Origin of the sequence: Chelatococcus reniformis (assembly GCF_014640075.1) — a bacterium.
GTDB lineage: Bacteria > Pseudomonadota > Alphaproteobacteria > Rhizobiales > Beijerinckiaceae > Camelimonas > Camelimonas reniformis.
On sequence record NZ_BMGG01000003.1, the window covers coordinates 88,586 to 110,369 of the forward strand.

Annotated in this window: 22 protein-coding genes; 11 read left to right on the forward strand and 11 right to left on the reverse strand. The window is 67.7% G+C overall.

Going from position 1 to position 21,784, the window contains the following annotated elements:
* The first annotated feature begins 125 nt into the window (after positions 1 to 125).
* The gene (locus IEW34_RS08550) at positions 126 to 1,037 is read left to right on the forward strand and encodes a LysR family transcriptional regulator (protein ID WP_188608758.1); all 912 of its coding nucleotides are present in this window, start codon (positions 126 to 128) and stop codon (positions 1,035 to 1,037) included.
* Between the two features lie 142 nt (positions 1,038 to 1,179).
* Here the strand turns inward: IEW34_RS08550 and IEW34_RS08555 are convergent, their stop codons facing one another.
* From IEW34_RS08555 to IEW34_RS08565, 3 genes are all read right to left on the reverse strand, one after another.
* On the reverse strand, positions 1,180 to 2,238 hold the full coding sequence (locus tag IEW34_RS08555; RefSeq protein WP_244641878.1) for a phosphotransferase family protein: 1,059 nt from the start codon (positions 2,236 to 2,238) through the stop codon (positions 1,180 to 1,182).
* Positions 2,239 to 2,248: 10 nt separating this feature from the next.
* Positions 2,249 to 3,061: an SDR family NAD(P)-dependent oxidoreductase gene (locus IEW34_RS08560; protein WP_188608759.1), complete on the reverse strand. Its 813-nt coding sequence runs from the start codon at positions 3,059 to 3,061 to the stop codon at positions 2,249 to 2,251.
* 95 nt (positions 3,062 to 3,156) lie between these two features.
* A complete protein-coding gene (locus IEW34_RS08565; protein WP_188608760.1) occupies positions 3,157 to 4,209 on the reverse strand; it encodes a DUF3616 domain-containing protein in 1,053 nt (350 codons plus the stop codon).
* Between the two features lie 137 nt (positions 4,210 to 4,346).
* On the opposite strand from IEW34_RS08565, the gene IEW34_RS08570 reads away from it, so the two are divergent.
* Complete coding sequence (locus IEW34_RS08570) at positions 4,347 to 4,649, forward strand: DUF1330 domain-containing protein (protein WP_188608761.1); 303 nt, start codon at positions 4,347 to 4,349, stop codon at positions 4,647 to 4,649.
* A gap of 9 nt (positions 4,650 to 4,658) precedes the next feature.
* On the opposite strand, the gene IEW34_RS08575 is transcribed toward IEW34_RS08570, so the two are convergent.
* Genes IEW34_RS08575 through IEW34_RS08585 form a run of 3 tightly spaced genes read right to left on the reverse strand, consistent with a single transcriptional unit; the run spans position 4,659 to position 8,057 of the window.
* Complete coding sequence (locus IEW34_RS08575) at positions 4,659 to 5,174, reverse strand: DUF1697 domain-containing protein (RefSeq protein WP_188608762.1); 516 nt, start codon at positions 5,172 to 5,174, stop codon at positions 4,659 to 4,661.
* A gap of 23 nt (positions 5,175 to 5,197) precedes the next feature.
* Entirely contained in the window at positions 5,198 to 6,283 is a 1,086-nt protein-coding gene (locus IEW34_RS08580; RefSeq protein ID WP_188608763.1) for a BsuBI/PstI family type II restriction endonuclease, read from the reverse strand.
* Entirely contained in the window at positions 6,264 to 8,057 is a 1,794-nt protein-coding gene (locus IEW34_RS08585) for an Eco57I restriction-modification methylase domain-containing protein (protein ID WP_188608764.1), read from the reverse strand. Before IEW34_RS08585 ends, IEW34_RS08580 begins: the two co-directional genes overlap by 20 nt.
* Positions 8,058 to 8,482: 425 nt before the next feature.
* Here IEW34_RS08585 and IEW34_RS08590 point away from each other — a divergent pair, with 425 nt between their 5' ends.
* From IEW34_RS08590 to IEW34_RS08625, 8 genes are all read left to right on the forward strand, one after another.
* On the forward strand, positions 8,483 to 8,794 hold the full coding sequence (locus tag IEW34_RS08590; protein ID WP_188608765.1) for an urease subunit gamma: 312 nt from the start codon (positions 8,483 to 8,485) through the stop codon (positions 8,792 to 8,794).
* A 53-nt stretch (positions 8,795 to 8,847) separates the two neighbouring features.
* Positions 8,848 to 9,366: an urease subunit beta gene (locus IEW34_RS08595; RefSeq protein WP_244641879.1), complete on the forward strand. Its 519-nt coding sequence runs from the start codon at positions 8,848 to 8,850 to the stop codon at positions 9,364 to 9,366.
* Between the two features lie 31 nt (positions 9,367 to 9,397).
* Positions 9,398 to 11,110, forward strand: coding sequence for an urease subunit alpha (gene ureC, locus IEW34_RS08600; RefSeq protein ID WP_188608767.1), 1,713 nt, complete (start codon positions 9,398 to 9,400; stop codon positions 11,108 to 11,110).
* Between the two features lie 4 nt (positions 11,111 to 11,114).
* Positions 11,115 to 11,657, forward strand: coding sequence for an urease accessory protein UreE (locus IEW34_RS08605; RefSeq protein WP_188608768.1), 543 nt, complete (start codon positions 11,115 to 11,117; stop codon positions 11,655 to 11,657).
* A 12-nt stretch (positions 11,658 to 11,669) separates the two neighbouring features.
* Entirely contained in the window at positions 11,670 to 12,377 is a 708-nt protein-coding gene (locus tag IEW34_RS08610) for an urease accessory protein UreF (protein WP_188608769.1), read from the forward strand.
* Between the two features lie 45 nt (positions 12,378 to 12,422).
* Positions 12,423 to 13,037, forward strand: coding sequence for an urease accessory protein UreG (gene ureG / locus IEW34_RS08615; protein ID WP_188608770.1), 615 nt, complete (start codon positions 12,423 to 12,425; stop codon positions 13,035 to 13,037).
* 8 nt (positions 13,038 to 13,045) lie between these two features.
* Complete coding sequence (locus IEW34_RS08620) at positions 13,046 to 13,903, forward strand: urease accessory protein UreD (protein WP_188608771.1); 858 nt, start codon at positions 13,046 to 13,048, stop codon at positions 13,901 to 13,903.
* A gap of 221 nt (positions 13,904 to 14,124) precedes the next feature.
* Entirely contained in the window at positions 14,125 to 14,880 is a 756-nt protein-coding gene (locus IEW34_RS08625) for a helix-turn-helix transcriptional regulator (protein WP_188608772.1), read from the forward strand.
* 180 nt (positions 14,881 to 15,060) lie between these two features.
* On the opposite strand, the gene IEW34_RS08630 is transcribed toward IEW34_RS08625, so the two are convergent.
* The 5 genes from IEW34_RS08630 to IEW34_RS08650 all read right to left on the reverse strand — a co-directional run bounded on the left by IEW34_RS08630 (position 15,061) and on the right by IEW34_RS08650 (position 19,998).
* Positions 15,061 to 15,759, reverse strand: coding sequence for an ABC transporter ATP-binding protein (locus IEW34_RS08630; protein ID WP_210324474.1), 699 nt, complete (start codon positions 15,757 to 15,759; stop codon positions 15,061 to 15,063).
* Positions 15,760 to 15,770: 11 nt separating this feature from the next.
* Positions 15,771 to 16,541 (reverse strand): ABC transporter ATP-binding protein, encoded by a 771-nt coding sequence (locus tag IEW34_RS08635; protein ID WP_188608774.1) that lies wholly within the window; start codon positions 16,539 to 16,541, stop codon positions 15,771 to 15,773.
* Entirely contained in the window at positions 16,538 to 17,674 is a 1,137-nt protein-coding gene (locus IEW34_RS08640) for a branched-chain amino acid ABC transporter permease (RefSeq protein WP_188608775.1), read from the reverse strand. The genes IEW34_RS08635 and IEW34_RS08640 overlap by 4 nt, the downstream gene beginning before the upstream one ends.
* Positions 17,675 to 17,677: 3 nt before the next feature.
* The gene (locus IEW34_RS08645; RefSeq protein ID WP_188608776.1) at positions 17,678 to 18,568 is read right to left on the reverse strand and encodes an ABC transporter permease subunit; all 891 of its coding nucleotides are present in this window, start codon (positions 18,566 to 18,568) and stop codon (positions 17,678 to 17,680) included.
* 143 nt (positions 18,569 to 18,711) lie between these two features.
* The gene (locus IEW34_RS08650; RefSeq protein WP_188608777.1) at positions 18,712 to 19,998 is read right to left on the reverse strand and encodes an ABC transporter substrate-binding protein; all 1,287 of its coding nucleotides are present in this window, start codon (positions 19,996 to 19,998) and stop codon (positions 18,712 to 18,714) included.
* 498 nt (positions 19,999 to 20,496) lie between these two features.
* Here IEW34_RS08650 and IEW34_RS08655 point away from each other — a divergent pair, with 498 nt between their 5' ends.
* Positions 20,497 to 21,723, forward strand: a complete 1,227-nt coding sequence (locus tag IEW34_RS08655) for an ABC transporter substrate-binding protein (RefSeq protein WP_244641880.1) — start codon at positions 20,497 to 20,499, stop codon at positions 21,721 to 21,723.
* The last annotated feature ends 61 nt before the right edge of the window (positions 21,724 to 21,784 follow it).

Sequence of the window (21,784 nt, forward strand, 5' to 3'; positions counted from 1 at the left end):
GTGCGGTGCGGGATAACGAGGTCGGAGGTAATTCGCGTCTAGATGCGAATAAAGTGCTCAATTTTGACCACACTGTTTCCATGTGGGAATAATGAGCCATCCATTTGCCTTTGCGGATCAAATCAATGGACCAGATGGCGGCACTCCGCGCCTTCGTGCGCGTCGTCGAAGCGGGCAACTTCACTCGGGCCGCGGCGTCGCTGGCGATGCCCAAGGCGACCCTGACCAAGCTGGTCCAAGGCCTCGAGGCGCACGTGCGCACGCATCTCCTGGCGCGCACCACGCGGCGCGTGACGGTCACGCCCGACGGCGCCGCCTATTACGAGCGGGTGGTGCGGCTGCTGACCGAACTCGACGAGCTCGACAGCACCATGTCATCGCAGCAAGCAAAGCCGAGCGGGCGTCTGCGGATCGACACCAGCGCGCTGGTGGCCGTCCACATCCTCATCCCGGCGCTGCCGAACTTCCACGCCCGCTACCCCGACATCCAGGTCGACCTCGGCGTCACCGACCGGGCCGTCGATCTCGTCGGAGAGAATGTCGACTGCGTGCTCAGGGCGGGCGACATCGTCGACCAGTCGCTGATCGCTCGGCGCATCGGCCAGTTGGCCTTCGTCACCTGTGCCGCCCCGGGCTATCTCACGCGCTACGGCGAACCGCGGCATCCGCGAGAGCTGGAAGGCGACCACTTCACCGTCAGCTATTTCAGCGCCCGCACCGGACGGAACGTGCCTCTGGAGTTCGTTCGCGACGGCGAGCACATCGAGATCTACGGCCGCCATCGCGTCGCCACCAACGACGGCAACGCCTTCGTCGCCGCGGCCGTGCACGGCTATGGCATCGCCCAGGCGCCGGCGTTCATGGCGGAGCGCCTGATCGAAACCGGCGAGTTGATGCCCGTGCTGTCCGACTGGAGTGCAGACGGCGTACCGATCCATGTGGTCTATCCGCCCAACCGCCACCTCTCCAACAAGCTCAGAGTCTTCGTCGACTGGGCGGCTGACCTGTTTGCGGTTGATGCGCCTTCGTCGCGCTGACATCCGACCGTCCCATCGGTATTCGACAATACGTGGGCTGAACTGCCGCCGTTGCCTTTGGCGGGGCCATGGCCGCTCGGCCGTCGATCGAATGGCCGCCGAACAGGCTCCGCCGCAGCCTGGCTTGCCTCCGTGCCTATAGCTATAGCCGCAGGCCGCCGTCGATGAAGCCCAGAGCCCGCTCGAACAGGCCGATGGTGGCATTGTGCAGCCGCAGGCCGACGTCCATGCCGGCCTTGCCGGCGAAGGCGCGGGCGTGGGTGCCCTCCTGGAGGATGCCGAGCTTGTAGCAGCCGAGCACCGCGTGCCAGGCGACCCCCGACGTGTCGCGGCGGCTCCGCGCCGCATAGTGGGCGACCAACTCGCGTGCGGTGGGAAAGCCGTCCCACGGCTCCGTTCCCACCGTGCCGGGCGTCGGACCGGACGGCTCGGGCCACGTGGCCAGCAGCCAGCCCAGGTCCGTCAGCGGATCGCCGATGGTGGCGAGCTCCCAGTCGACGATGGCGGCAAGCTCGGGTCCGTCGGGCCGGAACATCACGTTGGAGAGGTGATAGTCGCCGTGGATGATACCGGGATCGAACGTCGACGGCCGATGCTCCTCCAACCAGCGGCCGACGTCGTCGACGCCCGGAATATCGCCGTAGCCCGGCCAGCCCTCATAGCTGCTGTAGCTCTCCAGCTGCCGGCGCCAGCGCCCGACCTGCCGCTCGAGAAAGCCATCGAGCTTGCCGAAATCGCCGAGACCCACCGCGAAGAGGTCGACCTCGCCCAGCGTGGCGATGCCGCCGGCGAGCTCCAGGCCCATGCGGTGGCGCATGGCGGCATCGCATGCGTGCGGCTCCGGCAGCGTGCCGGCGGCGTTGATGCCGTCCACGGGCTCCATGACGTAGAAAGCGCAGCCCAGCACATCGTCGCTGGCGCAGGCGGCGATGAGGCGCGGATGCGGTACGTCGGTCTCCGCCAGCGCCGCGAGCACGCGCGCCTCGCGGCGCGAGATGTCGTTGCCGTTCATCACCGAATGGCGCGGCGGCCGGCGCAGCACGTAGGAACGCCCGCCCCGCCTGAAGAACAGCAGGAGGTTCTGCGTGCCACCGGCAATGCGGCGCATTTCGGTGAGTGGGCCCTCGCCAAGGCCCTCGGCATCGAGCCAGGCCACCAGCGCCCGCTCGTCGACGAGTGCCGCGATCTCGTTTGCGTCCACGCGCCGGCTCCTACAAGGCGTGAGCCATGGCCGCCTTCAGCCGATCGAAGCGGCGCTCCAGGAACGTCTCGGTCTCCTTATGGGTGATGATGTAGAGGTCGTTCCGCTTGATGGAGTCCACCACCAGATCGCCCACGCCCGCGACCGGAAGCGTGCGGCCTTCGAGCGATCCGCTCTCCTTGTCCGGATAGACGATCGGCGTGCTCCCGCCGAGCTCCGCCGGCCGGTTGCGGAAGCTCTCGTCGATGCGGGTCTCCACGCGCATCGGGCACAGGACCGAGACGCCGATGCCGTGGCGCTTGACGTCCTTGGCCAGACATTCGGCCATGGCCACCACAGCGGCTTTCGATACCGAATAGGGCCCGAGGTCGCGGTTGCTGATGAGGCCGGCGAAGGAGGCGGTGAACAGCACGTGGCCGCCCTGCCCCTGCGCGATCAGGCGCGGCACGAACACCTCGACGCCGTGAATCGGCCCCCAGACGTTGACGCGCATGGTCCAATCCCAGTCCGCATGGGTCATGTCCTGCATGGGACCGAAGACGGCGACGCCGGCATTGTTGAAGACGATGTGCACGGCGCCGAAGTGGTTCCAGGCGGCATCAGCCAGCGCGGCGACGGAGTCGCGATTGCTGACGTCGGCGCGGACGCCGATCACCTCGGCACCGGCCGCCTTGAGCTCGGTCACGGCCTTGTCGAGCGCGGGCGCTTCGATGTCGGCCAGCACCAGCTTGGCGCCCTGACGCGCCAGCGACCGCGCGGTCGCCAGGCCGATGCCGCTGGCACCCCCGGTGATGACCGCAACCTTGCCCTCGATGATGTCCATGGATCCTCCGCCTGCCGTCTCTTCCGCGCGGCTCGCCGGGTTCGTTTCTAGAACACGTTATGCCGCGGTGGAAAGCGGCGGGCGCGGGAACCGCCTCACCGGCGGAGGTCGAAGATCAGCGGGCCGCCGTCGCAAAGGCCGTCCGACAAGACGGCCACGCGGTAGCGGTCGGGCGTCTCGGCGAGCACTGCCATGGCCTCGGGCTTCGGCCGCTTGTCGCATTTGCGGCGCTCGATATCGCCGAGATCAAGAGCGGCGAGCAACTTCGGCACCGCCGGCCCGCCGGCCGGGGCCGAGCCCTCCCAGAGCGACACGGTCCAGGCGATGCGCGCATTCTTCTCGTCATCGGGTCCCGCCAGGATCAGGATGCCGTCCTTCACGGCGACGAGGTCGCGGATCCCGCGACCCCGGCCGACCCGGACGGACGCCAGGAGGGGGTTCACGTCGCCCCCCTCGAAGAGCCGCGTCGCGTCGACCGACAAGACGTAGGCGGCCTCGCCCACTGTTGGCTCGCGAAAGCCAAAGAACAGTCGCCCATCCCTGGCAGCCATGCCTTCGATGTCGACACCGCCCTCGCCCGGGCAGCGGCCGACGTGCGGCGCCAGCGCCGGCAGCGCGGCCATGATCTCGCCGAGCCGGCGTGTCGGCGTCTCCTCCGCCGGGCTGCGCAGCGGCAGAAAGGTCACGGGGTCGACGCGGAACCGCAGCACCTGGCCACTGTCCGGGTTGACCTCGCAGCCCCCGCGCTTTCGCGCGTGCGAGCCGGTGACGTAGACGTAGTGGCCATCGCTCGCCGCCGCCTCGGCGTCGAGTTCCTCGCCGCCCGACAGCAGGACGATGGGGGTGAGCTCGGCCGTGTAGCTGCGCTCTCCCAGCGTGACGGCGCGCGCCTCGATGCCTTCGTCGAAAACAACGATGCAGCCCAGTGGACCGGGTCGCGCGCTCGGGCAGGCGATGCCGCTCAGCGCCCGCCGCGACTCGCGCACGTCCTTCCGCGATCCCTCGAACGCGAAGCTGCCCTCGGCATCGAGAGGCCCGGCAATCGGCCTCAGCCCGTCGGCACCGGCAGCCACGCCGCACCAGGCCAGCAGCGGCATGGCCAGAGCGATCGCTGCGATGCCAACCCTCCGGATCCACCTTGCATGCATGTCCGCGTCTCCCGTCCACAACGCCGAGTCATGGGTCCTCGGACGCGCCTGCGCTGGATTTGAAGTTCCCGAGCGTGAATGCGATGAAAGAGGCAATCAACGTCGAGGGTCGCCTCGCCTGAGGGAGGAAGCAAGCCATGTCCGCCTATGCCATCTTCATCCGCGACCGCATGATCGACCCGGATGAGATGACCACCTACTCCGAGCTCGCCCGCAAGGCGCGCGGCGACAATCCGCCCAAGCTGCTCGCCCTCTATGGCGCCCACGAGACGCTCGAGGGCCTCGCGGCGGACGGGGTCGTGCTCCTCGAATTCCCCGACATGGCGGCTGCCAAGGCCTGGTACAACTCGCCCGCCTACCAGGAGGCGCTGAAGCACCGCAAGCGGGGCGCCGACTACCGCGTCGTCCTGGTCGAGGGCTTCACGCCGCCGCCCGCATAAGGCAGCTGCCTACGCCGCCGCCATGGCTGCAAGCTTGGCCACAGTGTTCATGTTGCGGGCGGTGCCAGCCTTGGCGGCCGGGATCTTCAGCTTGGAGCGGCCCATGCCGGCCGCGCCGTAGCGCACGTAGATCTCGCGGCGGCCGAGCGACAGCTCTTCGTCGGCCGCGCGGCCGCTGACGCCGTCCAGCATCGCCGGGGTCGACGCCTCGTCGAGGAAGATGACGGCGACGCGGTTGCCCGGCGCATCGGGGAACGGGTTGTCGGCGACGATTGCCGCCATCTCGGCCGAGCTGCGCACGGCGACGCCGATCGCGCGCCCGGCGTGCGCCTTCAGGCCCGCCTCGAGGGCCGCCCTCACCTGTCGCTCCGGGCCTCTACTGACGAACACCACGTTGCCGCTGGCGATATAGGTGCGCACGTGCGCAAGACCGGCCGACTCGCAGATCGCCTTCAGGTCGGCCATGGCAAGGGTCGTGCTGCCGCCGAGATTGACGGCGCGCAGGAGCGCCACGAACGCACCCATCTCTGCCCTCCCCCCGCGCTGCCTCAGCCGGTTCCGCCGAACTCGCTCAGCAGGCGCGCGCCACCGGAGCGCTTGCCGTCCAGCGCAATCAGATGCTCCGGCTCGCTCACGCACCATGCAAACGAGCCCCAGGCCAGGTTGGGCATGGCCTTTTTAAACGCCCCGGCGTTGCGGTCCTGGAAGGCGGTGACGAAGGCAACCTGGCTGTGCTTGAAGCCGGCCGACGTCACCAACTCGAGGAGCGCGCTTCGCCTCGCCTCGGTGATCGGCCCATCGGTCGCCACCGCCTCGACGAACGTCAGCAGGGGCTCCGCGGGCGCGAGGTCGACGAGGATGGTGTCGGGCAGCAGCTTGTCCGTCCGGATGGCGAGGCGCAGGGATTGCGCCAACTCGTCGTCGCGCTGGATGACCTTGTTGCCGCTCTCGGAGATCCACAGCACCGCCGGATCTCCCAGGAAGCGGGGGGCGAAGACCTCGACCACCGCCTTGGTGATGATGGACGATGGACCGGCCTCCATCTGCCGCGACTCGCCGTTGGGCAGCGTGACCAGCACTCTCGACTGGGCGGCGACGAGCGAACGCTGCTGAAGGCGCACGCGCGCCAGCGCCCCGGCCGAGAGCGAGCGGTCCTGCCAGGCGCCGATCGCCACCGCCAGCGGCTCGTCCGCCAGGCCCGGATCGAAGAGCGAGGCAAAGCCGGCCTGCAAGGCGTAGCGGCCCTTGGAGGAGGTGGTGGCAAGGCCAGGCCGCGTCACCACCGCGCCGATGCGCACCAGGCCGTCGCGCAGCGTCTCGTCGCGGATGGGCTCGCGCGTATTGTCCTGGAACCAGCGATCGGCCGGCGCCACGAAGCCCGGCTTCTCGACGGCGACCGTGTAGGCCAGCCGATCCGCGTCCCCCTGGCGGGCCGCCTGCCCGTCGCCCATGCGGTAGACGTGTTTCGGCCCGATCCAGCGACCGGCGCCCTCGGTCGCCCCGACATACAGCATCGCGAACACGGTCCGCGCCGCCATCTCGCGCGTGCAGTAGCCGCGCTGGGGCGTGCCCTCGGGGAAGATCGCCTGGAGGCGCCTATGGATCTCGCCGATATCAGGAAGGGACGGCAGCATCGCCCCGTGCGTAGGCCGCCGCGATCACGCTGTCGAGCGCCTTTGCCGGCGCGCCGGCGGCGACCAGCTTCGCCAGTCTGGCCATCACGGTCGGCGCCGGCAGCGGCAACTCCTCCAGCTCGAAGGCCGAGACGGCGACCGAGCCGTTGATGCAGCGGAATGCGGCGTCCACCGCCGCGTTGTTGAGCAGCGCCGCGATGACCGCTGCCGGCGCGCGGGGGTCCGGCCCGAGTGCGCGCACCATGTTCAGATGGTTCTCGACGACGACGCCCCCGTGCTGGCCAATGAACGCTTCCGACATCTCCGCCGCGATCAGACGCCGCGGCTGCTCCTTGGCGGTCGTGCGCTGCACGAGGACGCAGGGCCGGGTCACAATCAGCCACTTGTCTCGAGGCAGCCGGGCCTCGAACCAAGGGGCGTGATTGCGCTTCTCGCTCCGCCACACGAACTGGCCGCTACTCGTCACCGATTCGGCCCAGACCACGGGATAGCAGCCCCCCTTGTGCGCGTGCTGGAGCCGATCCTTGAAGCGGTTCCACACCAGCGGCCCGGTCGACACGCCATAGCCGTAGTCGGCCAGCCGATGCCGCATCGCGCGCAGCCGCCGCGTCAGAGCGACCTGGTCGGGCCGGCGCGGCAGCAGCCAGGGCGCCTCCGGCTCGGCCGGCAACGCGAAGCCTCCAGCCGTATGGAGCGCCGTGCCGCCCTGCGCAATGAAGCCGACCTTGCCCGATCGCGCTGCTCCGCCTCGCCGATAGGTGGCGAGGATGGTCTCCTGAAGCACGTCCTCGAACACGCCTGCGCGCTCATGCACGAAGGCCACCGCGATCGGCGGCGCTTGGGCGGCCAGAAGCCCGCGGAGGGATTTGTAGTAGAGGCCGGAAAGCATGGACGTCGGTGTCACGAAAGCGATCACGCCGCCCGGCCTCGTCCAGCGCAGCCCTGCATCGGTAAACAGGCCGTAGAGGTTGGCGTGGCCGTAGACGCTGCGGCTGAAGCACGCCCGCCGCTCCGGCGCCAGGGTCACGCGTCCGTAGGGCGGATTGCCGATCACCAGATCGAAGCGGCCGATGTCCCCCGGTGCCATCCCGAGGCTGTCCCTAACCTCGACGATTCTCGGCGCCGGCCGTCCCGCCGCCCGGATCACGTCTGCGAGCACCAGCTCCACGCTCGCCTGCGCCAACCAGGCACCGAACGGATCCAGCTCGAAGCCGTGTAGACGCACACCGATCTGCTGGAGCACGAATGCCGGATCGGAGCCTTCGAGCGCCGCCACCATGCGCAGCGCAGCCGCCGCTAGGAACGCACCGCCGCCGCAAGCGGGGTCGAGAATGCGCGCCGAACGCCAATCGATCGAGGCGTCGTCTGCCATGGCCAGCAGCCGGTCCACCAGTTGCGGGGGCGTATAGAAGATGCCGTGGGAGGCGCGGTAGGCCGCCGGCAGGGCGGTGGTGTAGATGGTGCCGGCCAGAAAACCTGCCTGCCGCGGCTCGGCCTTCGCGAGTGAATGGCCGTAGGCCATGGCCGCGCTCAGGGCGTCCGGTGCCAGCGTCAACAGCTCGACGTCCTGTGGCCGGCCCGCCGCCTGTGGCAGGTCGGCGATATCGCGGCAGGCCTGCACGACCGCCAGGGTAAAGCTGCGCGCGAAGGCGAGACGGTGGCTCTCGGCTATCTGGCGTGAGAGCGCCCTGGCGATGTCGTGGTCGAGCGTCTTGATGACGGCACTGGCGGACTGCCGCTCTGCCCCGCGCTCAGCGCTGGCTCGCTTCCCCATGCCGCCACCCTACTCCCATCACCCGCCTGCCGGCCTCGTCGGAACATATCAAGAACATGCGCGGTGTCCACAGGAGGTGCGTTGTAGCGTGATTCCGCGGGACATCGATCGTCATAGCGGGGGCCATGGACACACATTTCGGATGGAGTGCCGGCCTCGGAACGGGCACCGGCGCCGGGATGCTTCGGGTGCGAAGGGCGGCTCTCCGCAATCGGGATCGGCAACCGGCCGCGGACGGGGGATCCGAGCGGGCGCCGGCCCCTAACAGGAGCACAGCAGACGGAGCCCCCAGGGTCATCCTACCCGGACAGGTAGGTACACAGTCGGGCCCGGCGGGCCCTTAATCATGCGACGCGACGCAACACAGCACCGCCAGACGACGTCACCGGCAGGACTTCCCCGGACGTCGCGAGGGATCAAAGACCATGCATTTGACCAACCGCGAGGAAGAACGGATCCAGATCTGGGCGGCCGCCGAAATGGCGCGCCGTCGGGTGGAGCGGGGCATCCGACTCAATTACCCGGAGACCGTGGCGCTGATCTGCGACGAGATCCTGGAGCGGGCGCGGGAAGGCAGCATCCCCATGCTGACCGACATGATGGAATACGGGGCGACCCTGCTCAAGCGCGAGCACGTCATGGAGGGCGTGGCCGACATGCTGACCATCCTCCAGGTCGAGGCGCTGTTTCCCGACGGCACCAAGCTCGTCACCGTCATGAACCCGATCCGCGGCTGACCATCGCGCGTCCCGCGATCCAGCCTCCGTCTATGCACCTCTGGAGCCCGGACATGCCCGCCAAGTGGACCCGCCCGCCACTGCCCACATCGGTGATCGCAGCGGAAGCTTTCGATGTCGGCGAGCCCGGCAAGTGCGGCGTCATCGATTTCGGTCCGGACGAGATCGAGATCAACGCCGGCCGCCCGACGCTGGAACTGGTGATGGTCAACACCGGTGACCGCCCGATCCAGATCGGCGCCCACTACCACATCGCCGAGTGCAACCGCGCTATGGCCTTCGATCGCGCCGCCGCCTTCGGCATGCGCCTCGACATCCCGAGCGGCACCGCCGTGCGCTTCGAGCCGGGCCAGAGCCGCAAGGTGCAGCTGACCACCTACACCGGCCGCCAGGTCGCCTACGGCATGAACAACATGACCAACGGCACCGTGCGCTCGGAGATCATCAAGCAGCAGACGGTCCAGCGGCTGAAGGCGGCCGGCTACTGCTTCGAAGGCGAACGCTTCCCCGTCGCGACGCCGCCGGACACGCGCTACGGCGCGCCGAAGCCGGCCGACTCGTCGAAATCCTAAGGCCCGCAGCGCACGGCCCGGAGACGATACCATGAGCATGAAGCTGTCGCGGCCCGAATACGCCGTGCAATACGGGCCGACCACCGGCGACAAGATCCATCTGGCCGACACCGGGCTCGTCGCCGAGATCGAGCACGACTACACCACATACGGCGACGAACTGGTGTTCGGCGGCGGCAAGACCATCCGCGACGGCATGGGCCAGGCCTCCAAGTGGAAGGCGAGCGACGGCGCGCTCGACCTGGTCGTCACCAACGCCGTCATCATCGATCCCGTCCTCGGCGTCATCAAGGCGGACATCGGCATTCGTGACGGTCTGATCGTCGGCATCGGCAAGGCCGGCAACCCGGACACGATGAACATCACGCCGGGCCTGATCGTCTCGCCCAACACCGACATCCTGTCGGTGGAAGGGATGATCGTGACGCCGGGGTTCGTCGACATCCATCCCCATTTCGACAGCGTCCAGCAGCTCTACGAATACCAGTCGGCCGGCTTCACCACGGTGATCGGTGGCGGCTCCGGCCCGAAGACCGTCGGCATCGAATGCCCCGGCGTCTTCAACCTGCACCGCATGCTGGAGGCGATGGCCGAGATCCCGCTGAACTTCGGCAATTTCGGCAAGGGCAACTCGGCCTCCAAGGGCTCGCTGGTCGAGCAGGTGGTGCTCGGCGGCGCCACCGGGCTCAAGATCCATGAAGACTGGTCGTCGTCGCCTGCGGCCATCGAGACCTGCATGGATCTGGCCGACGAGCTCGATTTCCAGGTGCAGGTCCACGCCGATACGCTGAACGAAACCGGCTATTACGAGGATACGCTGGCTGCCATCAACGGCCGCGTCATGCACATTTACCACGCGGAAGGCGCCGGCGGCGGCAACGCGCCCGACATCATGCGCTGCGTGATGGAGCCGAACTGCCTGCCCAGCTCGACCAACCCGACCAACCCCTTCTCGATCAACACGTACGATGAAGAAATCGATATGTTGATCACCTGCCACAACCTCAACAAGCAGGTGCCGACCGACATGGCCTTCATCCAGGGCCGGGCGCGGGCGGAGACTATGCGGGCCGAGGACGTGCTGCACGATCTCGGCGCCATCAGCATGATCGGCTCCGACAGTCAGGGCGTCGGCCGCGCCGCCGAGAGCGCGCAGCGGGCCTTCCAGCTCGCGGCCGTCAACAAGGTGCGCTTCGGCCGGTTGCCGCAGGACGGCATCGGCAACGACAACTTCCGCATCCAGCGCTACCTCGCCAAGGTGACGATCAACCCGGCCATCACCTTCGGCGTCGACAGCTACGTCGGCTCGATCGCGCCGGGCAAGCTCGCCGACCTCGTATTGTGGCGGCCGAAGTTCTTCATCGCCAAGCCCGAGACGTCGGTGAAGGGCGGTTTCATCTCGCATGCGGTCATGGGCGACCCGGCGGGCTCGCTGATGACCTGCCAGCCGCTGAAGTACCGGCCACAATACGGCTCGCTCGGCGCCAACCCGTCGCGCACGAGCTATTCCTTCGTCACCCAGGCGGCGCTGGACGCCGGCCTCGCCGGGCGGCTGCGCACCCACCAGACGCTGATGCCGGTGAAGCGCACGCGCACGATTTCCAAACGAGACATGATCCACAACAACGTGATGCCCAACATCGAGATCGATCCGGAGACCTACAACGTCTACATCGACGGCGAGCGCATCACTGTGAAGCCGGCAAAGACCTTGCCGCTGACCCAGCTCTTCTACTTCCGGTGAGGCCATGGTGATCATCACATCGATCATCGGGCGCCTGCCCGAGATGGGCTGGACCGAAACCGTCGACTGGGTCGAGCTCACCTCCGAGGAGCGCGCCAGCGCTCACTTCGTGACGGAGACCGAGGCCGGTCGGCCGATCCGCGTCTCGCTCGAGCGTGGTGTCGAGCTTCAGGATGGCGACGTGCTCGCCGTCGATGGCGACATCGCCATCGCAATTCGCGCCAAGCCGGAGCACCTGCTGCTGGTGCGGCCGGGAACGGACCCGATCCTGTGGTGGGCCGCCTGCTATCAGCTCGGCAACTTTCACCGGCCGGCACGCTTCCTCGCCGACGGCATCCTCACCCCCGACGATCCGCTGGCGGCGCAGATGCTGCGCGCTCTGGGCCTGGCGGCCGAGCGCGTCCATGTGCCCTTTGTCGGCCGCCGCTTCGGAGCCGCCGGCGCCCACCACCATCTCCACCACGATCATCACCATGACGGCGCGACGCCGCACGATCATGCCCATGGTGGTCACGCTCACGACCACCCCGGACACCGGCATGGCTGAGGGCGGGCGGTGATGGGGCTCCGCACCAGCAACGGCGGCGACGGGCTCCTCGCGCTGCTGCAGATCACCAACGCGGCGTTCCCGACCGGCGCCTTCACCCACAGCCTGGGGTTCGAGACCTGGATCAGCGACGGCGCCCTCGCCAGCGCTGCGCAGGCGCAGACCTCCTGCCGCGATTGGCTGCGTTTCAACCTGGCGACCTGCGATGCGGCCGGCGCCGCCCTCGCCCACCGCTGCGCCGCGATGGACGACCGGGATGGGCTCATCGCCGTCGATACGCAACTGGGCGCCCTGAAGCTCAGCCGCGAGGCGCGCCAGGCCTCGGCCATGACCGGCGCGGCCCTCGCTGCGGCCGGGCGCGCCGTCTTCGCGCTGCCGAGGATGAGCGAGGTCGAGCGCCTGATCGGCGAGGGCGCCTGTCAGGGCCACCACGCGATGGTCTACGGCGTGCTCGCCAGCGAGTTGCGGCTGACGGAAGACCAGTGCGTGGTCAGCTATCTGTGGTCGGGATTGTCGAGCCTGATCGGCGTCATCCAGCGCCTGCTGCCCATGGGCCAGGCGGACGCGCAGCGCATCATCGCCGATGCCGCGCCCCTGATCGAGCGCTGCGCCGAGATCGCCCGCACGCGTGATCTCGCCACCATGGCCACGGCCTATGCGGCGCTCGATGCCGCATCGATGCAGCATGAGCGCCTGCCGACCCGGTTGTGCATCTCATGACCGGGACCACACGGCGCCGGTGAACGATCCAAAGAGGAGCAGAGCATGCGCAGACCCGTCCGCCTTGGCATTGCCGGCCCTGTCGGTTCCGGCAAGACGACGCTCCTCATTCAGCTCTGCCGCGAGTTCGGCAGCCGCTGCTCGATCGCCGTCATCACCAACGACATCTTCACCCAGGAGGATGCCGACATCGTCGTGAGCAGCGGCGCCATCGATGCGGAGCGGGTCATCGGGGTGGAGACCGGCGGCTGCCCGCATACGGCGATCCGTGAGGACGTGTCGATGAACATCTACGCCGTCAACGAGCTGACGCGCCGCTTCCCCGACCTCGAGCTGATCCTGATCGAAAGTGGCGGTGACAACCTGGCGGCCACCTTCAGCCCCGAACTCGCCGACAGCCACATCTACGTCATCGACGTCGGCGAAGGCGAGAAGATCCCCCGCAAGGGAGGACCGGGCATCACCCGCTCGCCGCTGCTCCTGATCAACAAGATGGACATCGCCCCCCACGTCGGCGCGGACCTCGCCGTGATGGACCGGGACGCCAAGCGCATGCGCGCCGGCAAGCCCTACATCTTCACCAACATGAAGACCGGTGCGGGGCTGGAGGCTGTGACCACCTGGATCGAGCACAGCGTGCTCATGTCGGACGCGGCGTGAGACCAGCGATGGACGTCGTCCTTCCAGACCCCGCCTGGATCATCGGCAAGCATGCGTTGCTCAATCTGCATGTGGTGCAACGCAACGGCCGCACCGAAATCGATCCGAAGAGCTGGCGCATTCCCTATCAGTGGCAAGGCTGCCACTATCAGGATCACGACGACCAGCCGTTCTTGCTCACCATCAACAGCGGCGGCGGCTTTGTGGAGGGGGATGCGGCCGACCTCTACGCCACCATGGAAGCAGGCACGCGCGCGCTGATCACCACGACGGCGGCGAGCAAATTCTACAAATGCCCCCAGGGGGCGACCTCGCGCGAGACCATACGGCTCAAGGTCGGCGAGCGGGCGCTGCTCGAATATCATCCGGACGAGGCGATCCTGTTTGCCGGCTCGCGCGTCGAACGGCGCACCGTGATCGACCTGGAGCCGAGCTCGCGCCTGTTCGCCACCGATATGATCGCCGCCGGCCGCGTCCACTACGGCGCCGGCGAGGCGTTCCAATTCAGGGCGCTGCGCTCGGAGTTCGAGGTTCGCCTGGCCGGCCGGCCCGTGGTGCTGGACCGCCTCATCGCCGAGGACGGCGAGGAGGTCGACGCGCTGCAGCGCCTGTGGGGCGGCGCCTCACACCTGGCAACCGTGGTCGCTGTCGGCGCGGAGTTGCCCGACCGCATCGAGCGGACACTGGATGAGGCGCTCGCGACCTGCTCCGTCGCCACCTCCGGTGCCAGCCGCATGGGCAACGTCGTCGTCTGCCGCATCCTGGGTGCGGAGGCCTGGGCCTGCCACGAGGCAGTCTTCCGCTGCTGGAGGGCGCTGCGCCCGCATCTTGCCGGCAAGCCGGCCCGGCCGATCCGCAAGTGCTGAGCTGCTGCCGCGGCAGGCGTCGGCAGAGGAATGGCACCCGAATTGCATTCTGTCGGCTGTCCATAGCGAGCGGCTTGTCGCGTGCAACCGGTAGATGTCGACGGGCGGATAGAAGACGGCACATGCGCGCCAAGTTCTGACATTTTCCGCTTCTCACCGTCACCGCTGCGCCGATGGATCTTGCTCGATGAATGGCCTCCAGGGAGCCGGAGTCTGCCGTCATGCTCAGGATCAATGCAGCGCGCCTGCCCGATAATCTGAAGGAGCGCGTCGCTGCGTCGACGTGTTTTAGTGACGCCCTGGATACGTTGAGGGAGCTGACGGGCGATCTCGGCTTCACCCAGGTGCTCTACGCCTACCTGCCGATGCGGCCGCGGCTGCCGAACGGCGAATGGCTGCCGCTGAAGCTCAACGTCCGCGACTTTCCCGATGGCTTCGACGAGGGATGGAGCCGGTTCATGACCGTCGATCCCTATTATCGCGCCTGCTTCGAGGGAACGCTGCCGATCGATTGGACCGAGGTGCAGGCGAGCCAAGAACTCAGCTCCACCCAACGGGAGGCCTGCGGCTATCTCGGCGATTTCGGGCTGTCGCGCGGCACCACGGTGCCGGTCCATCTGCCATTCGGCCGTTTCGCCGTGATGAGCGCCATCGTCGACCGCTCGACCGCCAATTGGGACGATATCCGCGACACGACGCGCGAGTCGCTGTTCCGCCTCATGCACGTGTTCACCAAGGTGATCCACGACATGCGCTTCGAGGACCAGATCGAGACCGTGCGCTGCACCCGGCTGACGCCGCGCGAGATCGAATGCCTGCGCTGGGCCTCAGCCGGCAAGACCTCCGGCGACATCTCCATCATCCTCGACCGCTCGCTGGAAACGGTGCGGCTGCACATCAAGAACGCCATCGCCAAGCTCGACGCCACCAACCGCAGCCAGGCCATCGCCAAAGCCGTGCATCTGGGCCTGATCTAGTCGCACTTCACAGCGGTTTTGAGCTTGAGTCGATGGATGGTCGGATCAAGCCATGACGGAGTGCAGGACGAAGAGCCTTTATTTTCAACGTCATGGTCGGGCTTGACCCGACCATCCATCCGCTCGAAAGCCCGATCGGCTGCCACGACGCGCAAACGCTCATGAGCCGCGCCACCTAGTTCAGATGGCCAAGTACCGCTGGGCCACGTCCGGGTCGGAGAGCTCGCCCGGCGCGATGCGCGCAATGATGGCACCCTTGTCCATGACCAGGCAGGTGTCGGCCACCGCCTGGATCAGCGCCAGGTTCTGCTCGACGATCATGATCGCCAGGCCCACCTCGTCGCGCAGACGGCGGACGATGAGGCCGATCTCCTGCACGATGCTCGGCTGGATGCCCTCGGACGGCTCGTCGAGCAGCATGATGCCGGGGCGCCCGGCGAGGATGCGGCCGATCGCCAGTTGCTGCTGCTCGCCGCCGCTCATGGAGCCCGCCAGCTGCGACAACCGCTTGCCGAGGATGGGGAAAAAGGCCAGCGCCCGCTCCAGGTCGGGACTGGCGGCCCGGCCGACGCCGGCGCCCAGGGCCAGGTTCGCGGCCACCGTCATGCGCGTGAAGATGCCCCGCCCCTGCGGCACATAGCCGATGCCGAGGCGGGCGCGTTCGGCCGGGCCGAGGCGCGTGACGTCGGCGGCGCCGAAGCTGATGCTGCCGGACGCCGCCGGCAGGGCGCCGATGATGGTCTTGATTAGCGTGGTCTTGCCCACGCCATTGCGGCCGATGACGGCCGTGATCTCCGCCGGGCGGACGGCGAGCGAGACGTTGTTGACGATCTGCACGCGGCCGTAGCCCGAGGTGAGCGACGCGATCTTGAGCTCCACGGGGCTCCCCTTCACAGGCTGCCGAGGTAGATGCGGCGCACGTCCGCATCGGCGGCGATTTCGTCGAAGCTGCCCTGGGCGAACAGCTTGCCGTAGTGGAGCACGCTGGTGCGCGCGGCGAGCGCCCGGATGAACGTCATGTCATGCTCGATGACGACGATGGTCACCCCGTGGGCGTTGAGATCGCGGATGATGGCGGCGGACTTGTCGGTCTCCTCCACCGACATGCCGGCGGTCGGCTCGTCGAGCAGCAGCACGGTGGGATCGGAGGCCATGGCCATGGCGATGGCGAGCCACTGCTGCTGGCCGTGCGACAGCTCCTTGACCAGGCGCGTCTCGGTGCCGCTGAGGCCGATGCGGGCGAGCAGCGCGGCGACCCGGCCCGGGATCTCGCCGACGCCGTGGTGGCGCCGCAGGGGCACGAACAGGTTCTGGTAGACGGTGAGATCGGAGAAGGCGCGGATGTTCTGGAACTTGACGGACAGCCCGAGCCGCGCCCGCCGGAACGCTGGCAGCCGCGTGATGTCGCTGCCCCGGTAGTGGATGGTTCCCGAGGTCGGACGGTCGGTGCCCATGAGGGTCTTGAAGAACGTGCTCTTGCCGGCTCCGTTGGGCCCGAGCACGCAATGGATCTCGCCGTCGGCGATGGCGATCGACAGGCCGTTCAGGGCGCGGATGCCGCCGAACACCTTGTGCACGTCGCGCACGTCGAGGATCGGCGGCGCGGCCGTTCCAGCCGGCTGCGCCGCTGCCAGCCCCTGTGCCCGCGGGACCGCGTTCATGGCTTCAACTCCTGCACGCCGTAGACCGCGGGCGCCTTGCGTCCGACGCCGCGCAGCCGCGCCCGGAGCCGACCGATGCCGGTGCCCAGCGCGATGAAGGCGCCCTCCGGCGCCGCCAGCATGGCGCCCACCAGAATGAAGCCCAGCATCAGGAGCGAGATCTCGCCCCAGGTCGCGAGCTCGATCGAGAGCCAGCTGAGCACCATGGTGGCGACGATGACGGCCGTCAGGTCCTTGCGGCCGCCGACCGCAACCCAGATCACCACCAGGATATTGGCACCGACGCTGAAGCCGTCCGGATGGATGTAGGTGCCCCAGGCGGTGTAGAGCGTGCCGGCGAGGCCCGCGATCGCCGCCGACAGGCAGAATGCGCCGAGCTGCACCAGACGCACGTCGTAGCCGAAGGTCTCGGCGCGCTCCGGATCCTCGCGCACGGCGACCAGCACGTAGCCGAAGCTGGAGTTCACGACCCATCGGAGCGCGAGGTAGACGGCGATGCCGATGCCGAGCACCAGCCAGTAGAAGCTGGCGCCCCGGCCGTCGAACTCGGCGACCGCCTCGCCGAAGCCGAGGATGATGCTGGGTAGCTGCGGATCATTGGCTGTCGCCGGGCTCAGGCCGTTCATGCCACCGAGATAAGCGGCGCCCATGGTGTAGCTCGGATCGGCGGTCTGACGCATGAACAGGCCGAGCAGCAGCGATGTGACGAGCATGAGGATGGCGACATAGACGCCCTTCAGGCGGCTGAAGAACATCAGCGCGCCAACGACCGCGGCGAACAGCGCCGGCGCCGCGATGCCGGCCAGGATGGCGACGTTGGTGTTGCCGTGGCGCTCGATCAGGTTCATCGCGACGATGCCGTAAGCGTAACCGCCGATGCAGTAGAAGGCCGCCTGGCCCAGGCTCAGGATGCCGCAGAAGCCCCAGATGAGGCACAGGCTGAGCGCCAGGATGGCGGAGATGATGAAATTGCTCGCCGTGATCACCTGGTAGCGCGTGCCGATGAACGGCAGCAGCACCAGTGCCACCACGATGATGAGCCAGCAGGCCCAGAAGAAGCGGCTGTTGCCGAGCGTCTGCTGGCCGTTGAAGGGGGCGAGCAAGCGCCCGAACGGCTTGGCGGGTTCACGCATGGCTCACCTCTGCGTCGCGCGCGTGCGGCGCCGCTCGAGAAAATCGGAGATGCCCGAGGGCATGACCAGCAGCGCCAGGAAGGCGGCCGCCATCACCGAGACGTAGCCGACGTATTCGTTGAACACGTTCGACGTGATGGTCTGCACGCCGGCGAGATAGAGCCCGGCATAGGCAAGCCCCAGGATCGGGCTGGCGCCGCCGCCGACCACCACGGTGATGAAGGCCATGGGCGTGTAGTTCTGGCCGAAGAAGGGCGAGATCGTCGCCGTCATGGCGAACATGGCGCCGGCGATGCCGCCGAGCGCGGCGCCCAGGCCGAAGGTCAGCATGTAGACGCGGCGGGTGTCGATGCCCAGGGCCCGCGCCATGGCCGGGTTCTCCATGGTGGCCTGGGCCCGCTCGCCGAGCCGGGTCCAGCGGAAGATCGCCCAGACGCCGCCGATGAGGACGAGCGCGGCGGCGAACATGACGAGGCGGTAGACGCCGAAGGCGAAGGGGCCGACGCTGAAGCTGCCGAGCGGCGTCGGCATATTCATCACCGACGGGCCGAGCAGCAGCAGCGTGCCCTGGGAGATGATCAGGCTGATCCCCCAGGTGACGACCAGGGACGACAGCAGCTGGTTGTAGAAGTGGCGGATCACGAGCTGCTCGATGATCACGCCGGCGAGCCCGGCGCCGAGCCCGGCCAGCACGATCGCCACCAGCACCGGCGCGCCCGCATGGAAGGCCGAGACCGCGACGTAGGCACCGATCATCATCAGCTCACCGTGCGCCATGTTGATGACGCCCATCATGCTGTAGATGAGAATCAGGCCGACGCCGGCAAGCAGCAGAAAGCCGAAGTTGTCGAAGTATTGGTAGATCCAGCTGACGATCTGGCCTGCCGTTTCCATGCCTGTTTCCAATGAGTCGTTTCTCTGATGGATGGCCGGGTCAAGCCCGGCCACGACATTGCAGCGTGAACCGCCCCCTGCCCGCGTCACGGCCGGGCCTGGCCCGGCCATCCCGTCAGCGGGAGCAAGGAGCGGTCCAGGCCTCAGGGCGCCTTGAAGTAGCTCTGCCACTTGGGATTGTCGGAGGGCAGGAACTGCCGGCCGGGTGCCTTCTTGGTCATGTCGACCCCGACATCGGTGAGGAACGTCGGCTCGTTGACGCCGAGCTCGGTGATCAGCTGCAGCTGATGCTTGTCATCGACCTTGAACAGGTAAGTCGGCATGGCGGCGTGGTGCTGCGAGCCGCGCAGGGTCCAGGGACCGCCCGGCGCATCGGGCAGCGACACGTCGCTTTCCAGCGCCTTGATCACCGCGTCCGGTGCGGTGGTGCCGGCCTTCTTCCAGGCCTCAGCCATGGCCTTCACCGCCACGTAGCCGAAGGCGGCGTGCTCGTTGACGTAGACGACGTCCGGGAACATGGCGCGGATCTTGGTGGCAAAGGCCTTGCTCGCCTCGCCCGGCACGTCCTCGATGTAGCCGGGCGGCACGTACATGTTGGCGAGCGAGGGCGGCGCGAAGCGCTTATGCTCGTAGCCGTCGGAGATGGTGACGTTCGACCACATCGGCGTGACGAGGCCCGCGGCCTGCGCCTGCGGGTAGAACTGCGCGTGCTCGGCACCGACCAGGCAGTGCACCTGGAAGTCGGGCTTGACCCGCTTGATCTTGTCGATGGTCGATTGCCACTGCGACACGCCGAAGGGGAAATACTCCTCCATCTCGATCTTGCCACCATACAGCCCGGCGGCGACGCGCACCCACTGGCCGATGGCGCGGCAGAAGTTGTAGTCCGCGCCGATGAAGGTCATGCGCGGTCCCATTTCCTTGATCATGGCCTTGAGCGCCGGCAAGACCTGCTGCTCCGGCGTCGGCCCCGAGAAGAACGAATACTTGTCGGCGATGCCGCCTTCGCCCTGGTTGTTGTGCCAGTAGATCACCTTGTTGCGCACCACCTCCTTGCGGGCGGCCTCGCGCTCGGCGCCGGTATAGCCGGCCATCACCACGTCCGCCTCGTCGTTGAAGACACAGCGCTGGGCGAGCTCCTGGTAGCGCTTCACGTCGGACTGGCCGTCGTAGGAGACGAGCTTGATCTTCTTGACCGCGCCGTCGACCTTGATGCCGCCGGCATCGTTGATCTCCTTCACGGCGAGCTTGTAGCCGTAGGTCTTCGGCGTCGACATCAGCGAGAAGTCGCCCGACAGATCGTCGATCGTGCACAGCACGATGTCCGACTTGGCGGCCGCCGCCGGCGTGGCCGTGAGGGCGCCGACGAACCCCAGGGCGCAGGCGAGCGCTGCCCCTGCGCATTTCAACCGGTACAGGCTGGTGATCATGGTCATTCCCTCTGGCCGAAAGCCTGCGGCCCCGCTCGCAGAGCGGGTGCATGGCGTTGAGCTTAGAAGGCGAGCCGGAGGTGCAAAGCTACCCGAAATGGGAGGGGCGCAGCGGCCACGCCGGTGCGTGGGCCGCACCGCGTTCGACGGCATGCGCGGCCGTTGGCCGGCCGTGCTGAAGCGGATGGAGCCGGCGCCGAAGACCCACCGCCTGAGCCGCGGCAGGTCGCATCGCGATGGCATTGCTGCCGATGCAGGGGCTGCACGCCGCAGCTAAGACTTTCGACCAAGACAGCATGGTCACGGCCGCCGCCGGCCGCCGCTGTCGCCAATGAATCGCCGCAGAAGCCTCGCCGCTGACGGCCCGCTTAAGCTTACGCCAGTAGCACGCGCAGGCGCTTGACAGCGCAACCGCGCGCAGCCCACTCTCCCGTGCGAAAATATAACAAATACCAAACCACACGGCAGATGTGGCTGGCAGCAATGGGAGAGAAGCTGATGATGAGATTCATCAAACCCTTCATCATGCCTGCCGTCGCTTTGGCGGCCTGGGGAACCGCCCTGCCCGCATCGGCGCAGGACAAGGGGCCGATCCGCATCGGCGTGCCGACGGCGATCCAATTGCAGATCGGCCGCGACACGCAGACGGGCGTGCGCATGGCCATCGACGAGATCAACGCCAAGGGCGGCGTGCTCGGACGCAAGCTGGAGATGGTCGTCGCCGACGAGACCGAGAACCCGGAGCAGGGCATCGCGGCCATCAAGAAGCTGACCGCCGACGAGAAGGTGGACGTGATGATCGGCGGCTATACCAGCGGGGTGACGCTGGCGCAGTTGCCCCACATCGCCCGCTCCAAGACTATCTACATGGAGGTCGGCGCCGCCTCCCCGGCCATCACCCAGCGTGTCAAGTCCGACTACGACAATTACAAGTATATCTTCCGCAGCTTCCCCATCAACGCCGCCCACCAGGCGCGCGGCCTCGTCGACTTCATCAGCGGCATGCTGAAAGACGAGATGAAGATCCAGAACATCGCCATCGTCGGCGAGAACGCCAAATGGGTACAGGATCTGGTGCCGATCTTGAAGAAGGGCGCCACCGAGGCCGGCGCCAATGTCAAGCTGTCGGAGTTCTTCGACACCTCGACCTCCGATTTCTCGCCGCTGCTGGCCAAGGTGAAGGACAGCGGCGCGCAATACCTGATCGTCATCCTCTCCCACGCCTCGTCCGACATCTTCGTCAAGCAGTGGTACGACGCGCGCTTCCCGATCCCGATCGGCGGCATCGACGTGAAGGGCCAGGACCAGGACTTCTTCAGCCGCGTTGGCGGCAAGGCGATCAGCGAGACGGTGGGCAACTTCGCCGTGCGTGCACCGCTCACCGCCAAGACCCTGCCGTTCTGGGACGCCTTCGTGAAGGCCGCCGGTACCGCCCCGGTCTACACCGGCGTCGGCGGCTACGACGCCGTGCACATCTATGCCGAGGCGGTTGAGCGGGCGAAGAGCCTGGAGCCCGACGCCGTCATCAAAGAACTGGAGAAGACCGACTACACCGGCGTTGCCGGCAAGATGGTCTTCGACGAGACCCACGACGTGAAGGCCGGGCCGGGCTTCGTCAACCTGCTGTTCGCGCAGTGGCAGGCCGACGGCAAGCGCGAGGTGGTGTGGCCCAAGCAGATCGCCACCGGCAAGATGATCCCGCCCCCCTGGATGCAGGTGCAGTAGGCCGCCCGCCGCCCGCCGCCCGCTGACCGCCGCAGCCCGCCCGCCCCGGCGGGCTGCCCCA

What these genes read in the sequence shown, in the direction of transcription:
- IEW34_RS08585 (WP_188608764.1), bottom strand. Translation starts at nt 8,057, where the DNA reads ATGGGGAAGCGAGCCAGCGCTGAGCGCGGGGCAGAGCGGCAGTCCGCC.
- IEW34_RS08650 (WP_188608777.1), bottom strand. Translation starts at nt 19,998, where the DNA reads ATGATCACCAGCCTGTACCGGTTGAAATGCGCAGGGGCAGCGCTCGCC.
- IEW34_RS08570 (WP_188608761.1), top strand. Translation starts at nt 4,347, where the DNA reads ATGTCCGCCTATGCCATCTTCATCCGCGACCGCATGATCGACCCGGAT.
- IEW34_RS08620 (WP_188608771.1), top strand. Translation starts at nt 13,046, where the DNA reads ATGGACGTCGTCCTTCCAGACCCCGCCTGGATCATCGGCAAGCATGCG.
- ureC (WP_188608767.1), top strand. Translation starts at nt 9,398, where the DNA reads ATGAGCATGAAGCTGTCGCGGCCCGAATACGCCGTGCAATACGGGCCG.
- IEW34_RS08595 (WP_244641879.1), top strand. Translation starts at nt 8,848, where the DNA reads ATGCCCGCCAAGTGGACCCGCCCGCCACTGCCCACATCGGTGATCGCA.
- IEW34_RS08640 (WP_188608775.1), bottom strand. Translation starts at nt 17,674, where the DNA reads ATGCGTGAACCCGCCAAGCCGTTCGGGCGCTTGCTCGCCCCCTTCAAC.
- IEW34_RS08580 (WP_188608763.1), bottom strand. Translation starts at nt 6,283, where the DNA reads ATGCTGCCGTCCCTTCCTGATATCGGCGAGATCCATAGGCGCCTCCAG.
- IEW34_RS08605 (WP_188608768.1), top strand. Translation starts at nt 11,115, where the DNA reads ATGGTGATCATCACATCGATCATCGGGCGCCTGCCCGAGATGGGCTGG.
- IEW34_RS08575 (WP_188608762.1), bottom strand. Translation starts at nt 5,174, where the DNA reads ATGGGTGCGTTCGTGGCGCTCCTGCGCGCCGTCAATCTCGGCGGCAGC.
- IEW34_RS08560 (WP_188608759.1), bottom strand. Translation starts at nt 3,061, where the DNA reads ATGGACATCATCGAGGGCAAGGTTGCGGTCATCACCGGGGGTGCCAGC.
- IEW34_RS08610 (WP_188608769.1), top strand. Translation starts at nt 11,670, where the DNA reads ATGGGGCTCCGCACCAGCAACGGCGGCGACGGGCTCCTCGCGCTGCTG.
- IEW34_RS08635 (WP_188608774.1), bottom strand. Translation starts at nt 16,541, where the DNA reads ATGAACGCGGTCCCGCGGGCACAGGGGCTGGCAGCGGCGCAGCCGGCT.
- ureG (WP_188608770.1), top strand. Translation starts at nt 12,423, where the DNA reads ATGCGCAGACCCGTCCGCCTTGGCATTGCCGGCCCTGTCGGTTCCGGC.
- IEW34_RS08625 (WP_188608772.1), top strand. Translation starts at nt 14,125, where the DNA reads ATGCTCAGGATCAATGCAGCGCGCCTGCCCGATAATCTGAAGGAGCGC.
- IEW34_RS08565 (WP_188608760.1), bottom strand. Translation starts at nt 4,209, where the DNA reads ATGCATGCAAGGTGGATCCGGAGGGTTGGCATCGCAGCGATCGCTCTG.
- IEW34_RS08655 (WP_244641880.1), top strand. Translation starts at nt 20,497, where the DNA reads ATGATGAGATTCATCAAACCCTTCATCATGCCTGCCGTCGCTTTGGCG.
- IEW34_RS08645 (WP_188608776.1), bottom strand. Translation starts at nt 18,568, where the DNA reads ATGGAAACGGCAGGCCAGATCGTCAGCTGGATCTACCAATACTTCGAC.
- IEW34_RS08550 (WP_188608758.1), top strand. Translation starts at nt 126, where the DNA reads ATGGACCAGATGGCGGCACTCCGCGCCTTCGTGCGCGTCGTCGAAGCG.
- IEW34_RS08590 (WP_188608765.1), top strand. Translation starts at nt 8,483, where the DNA reads ATGCATTTGACCAACCGCGAGGAAGAACGGATCCAGATCTGGGCGGCC.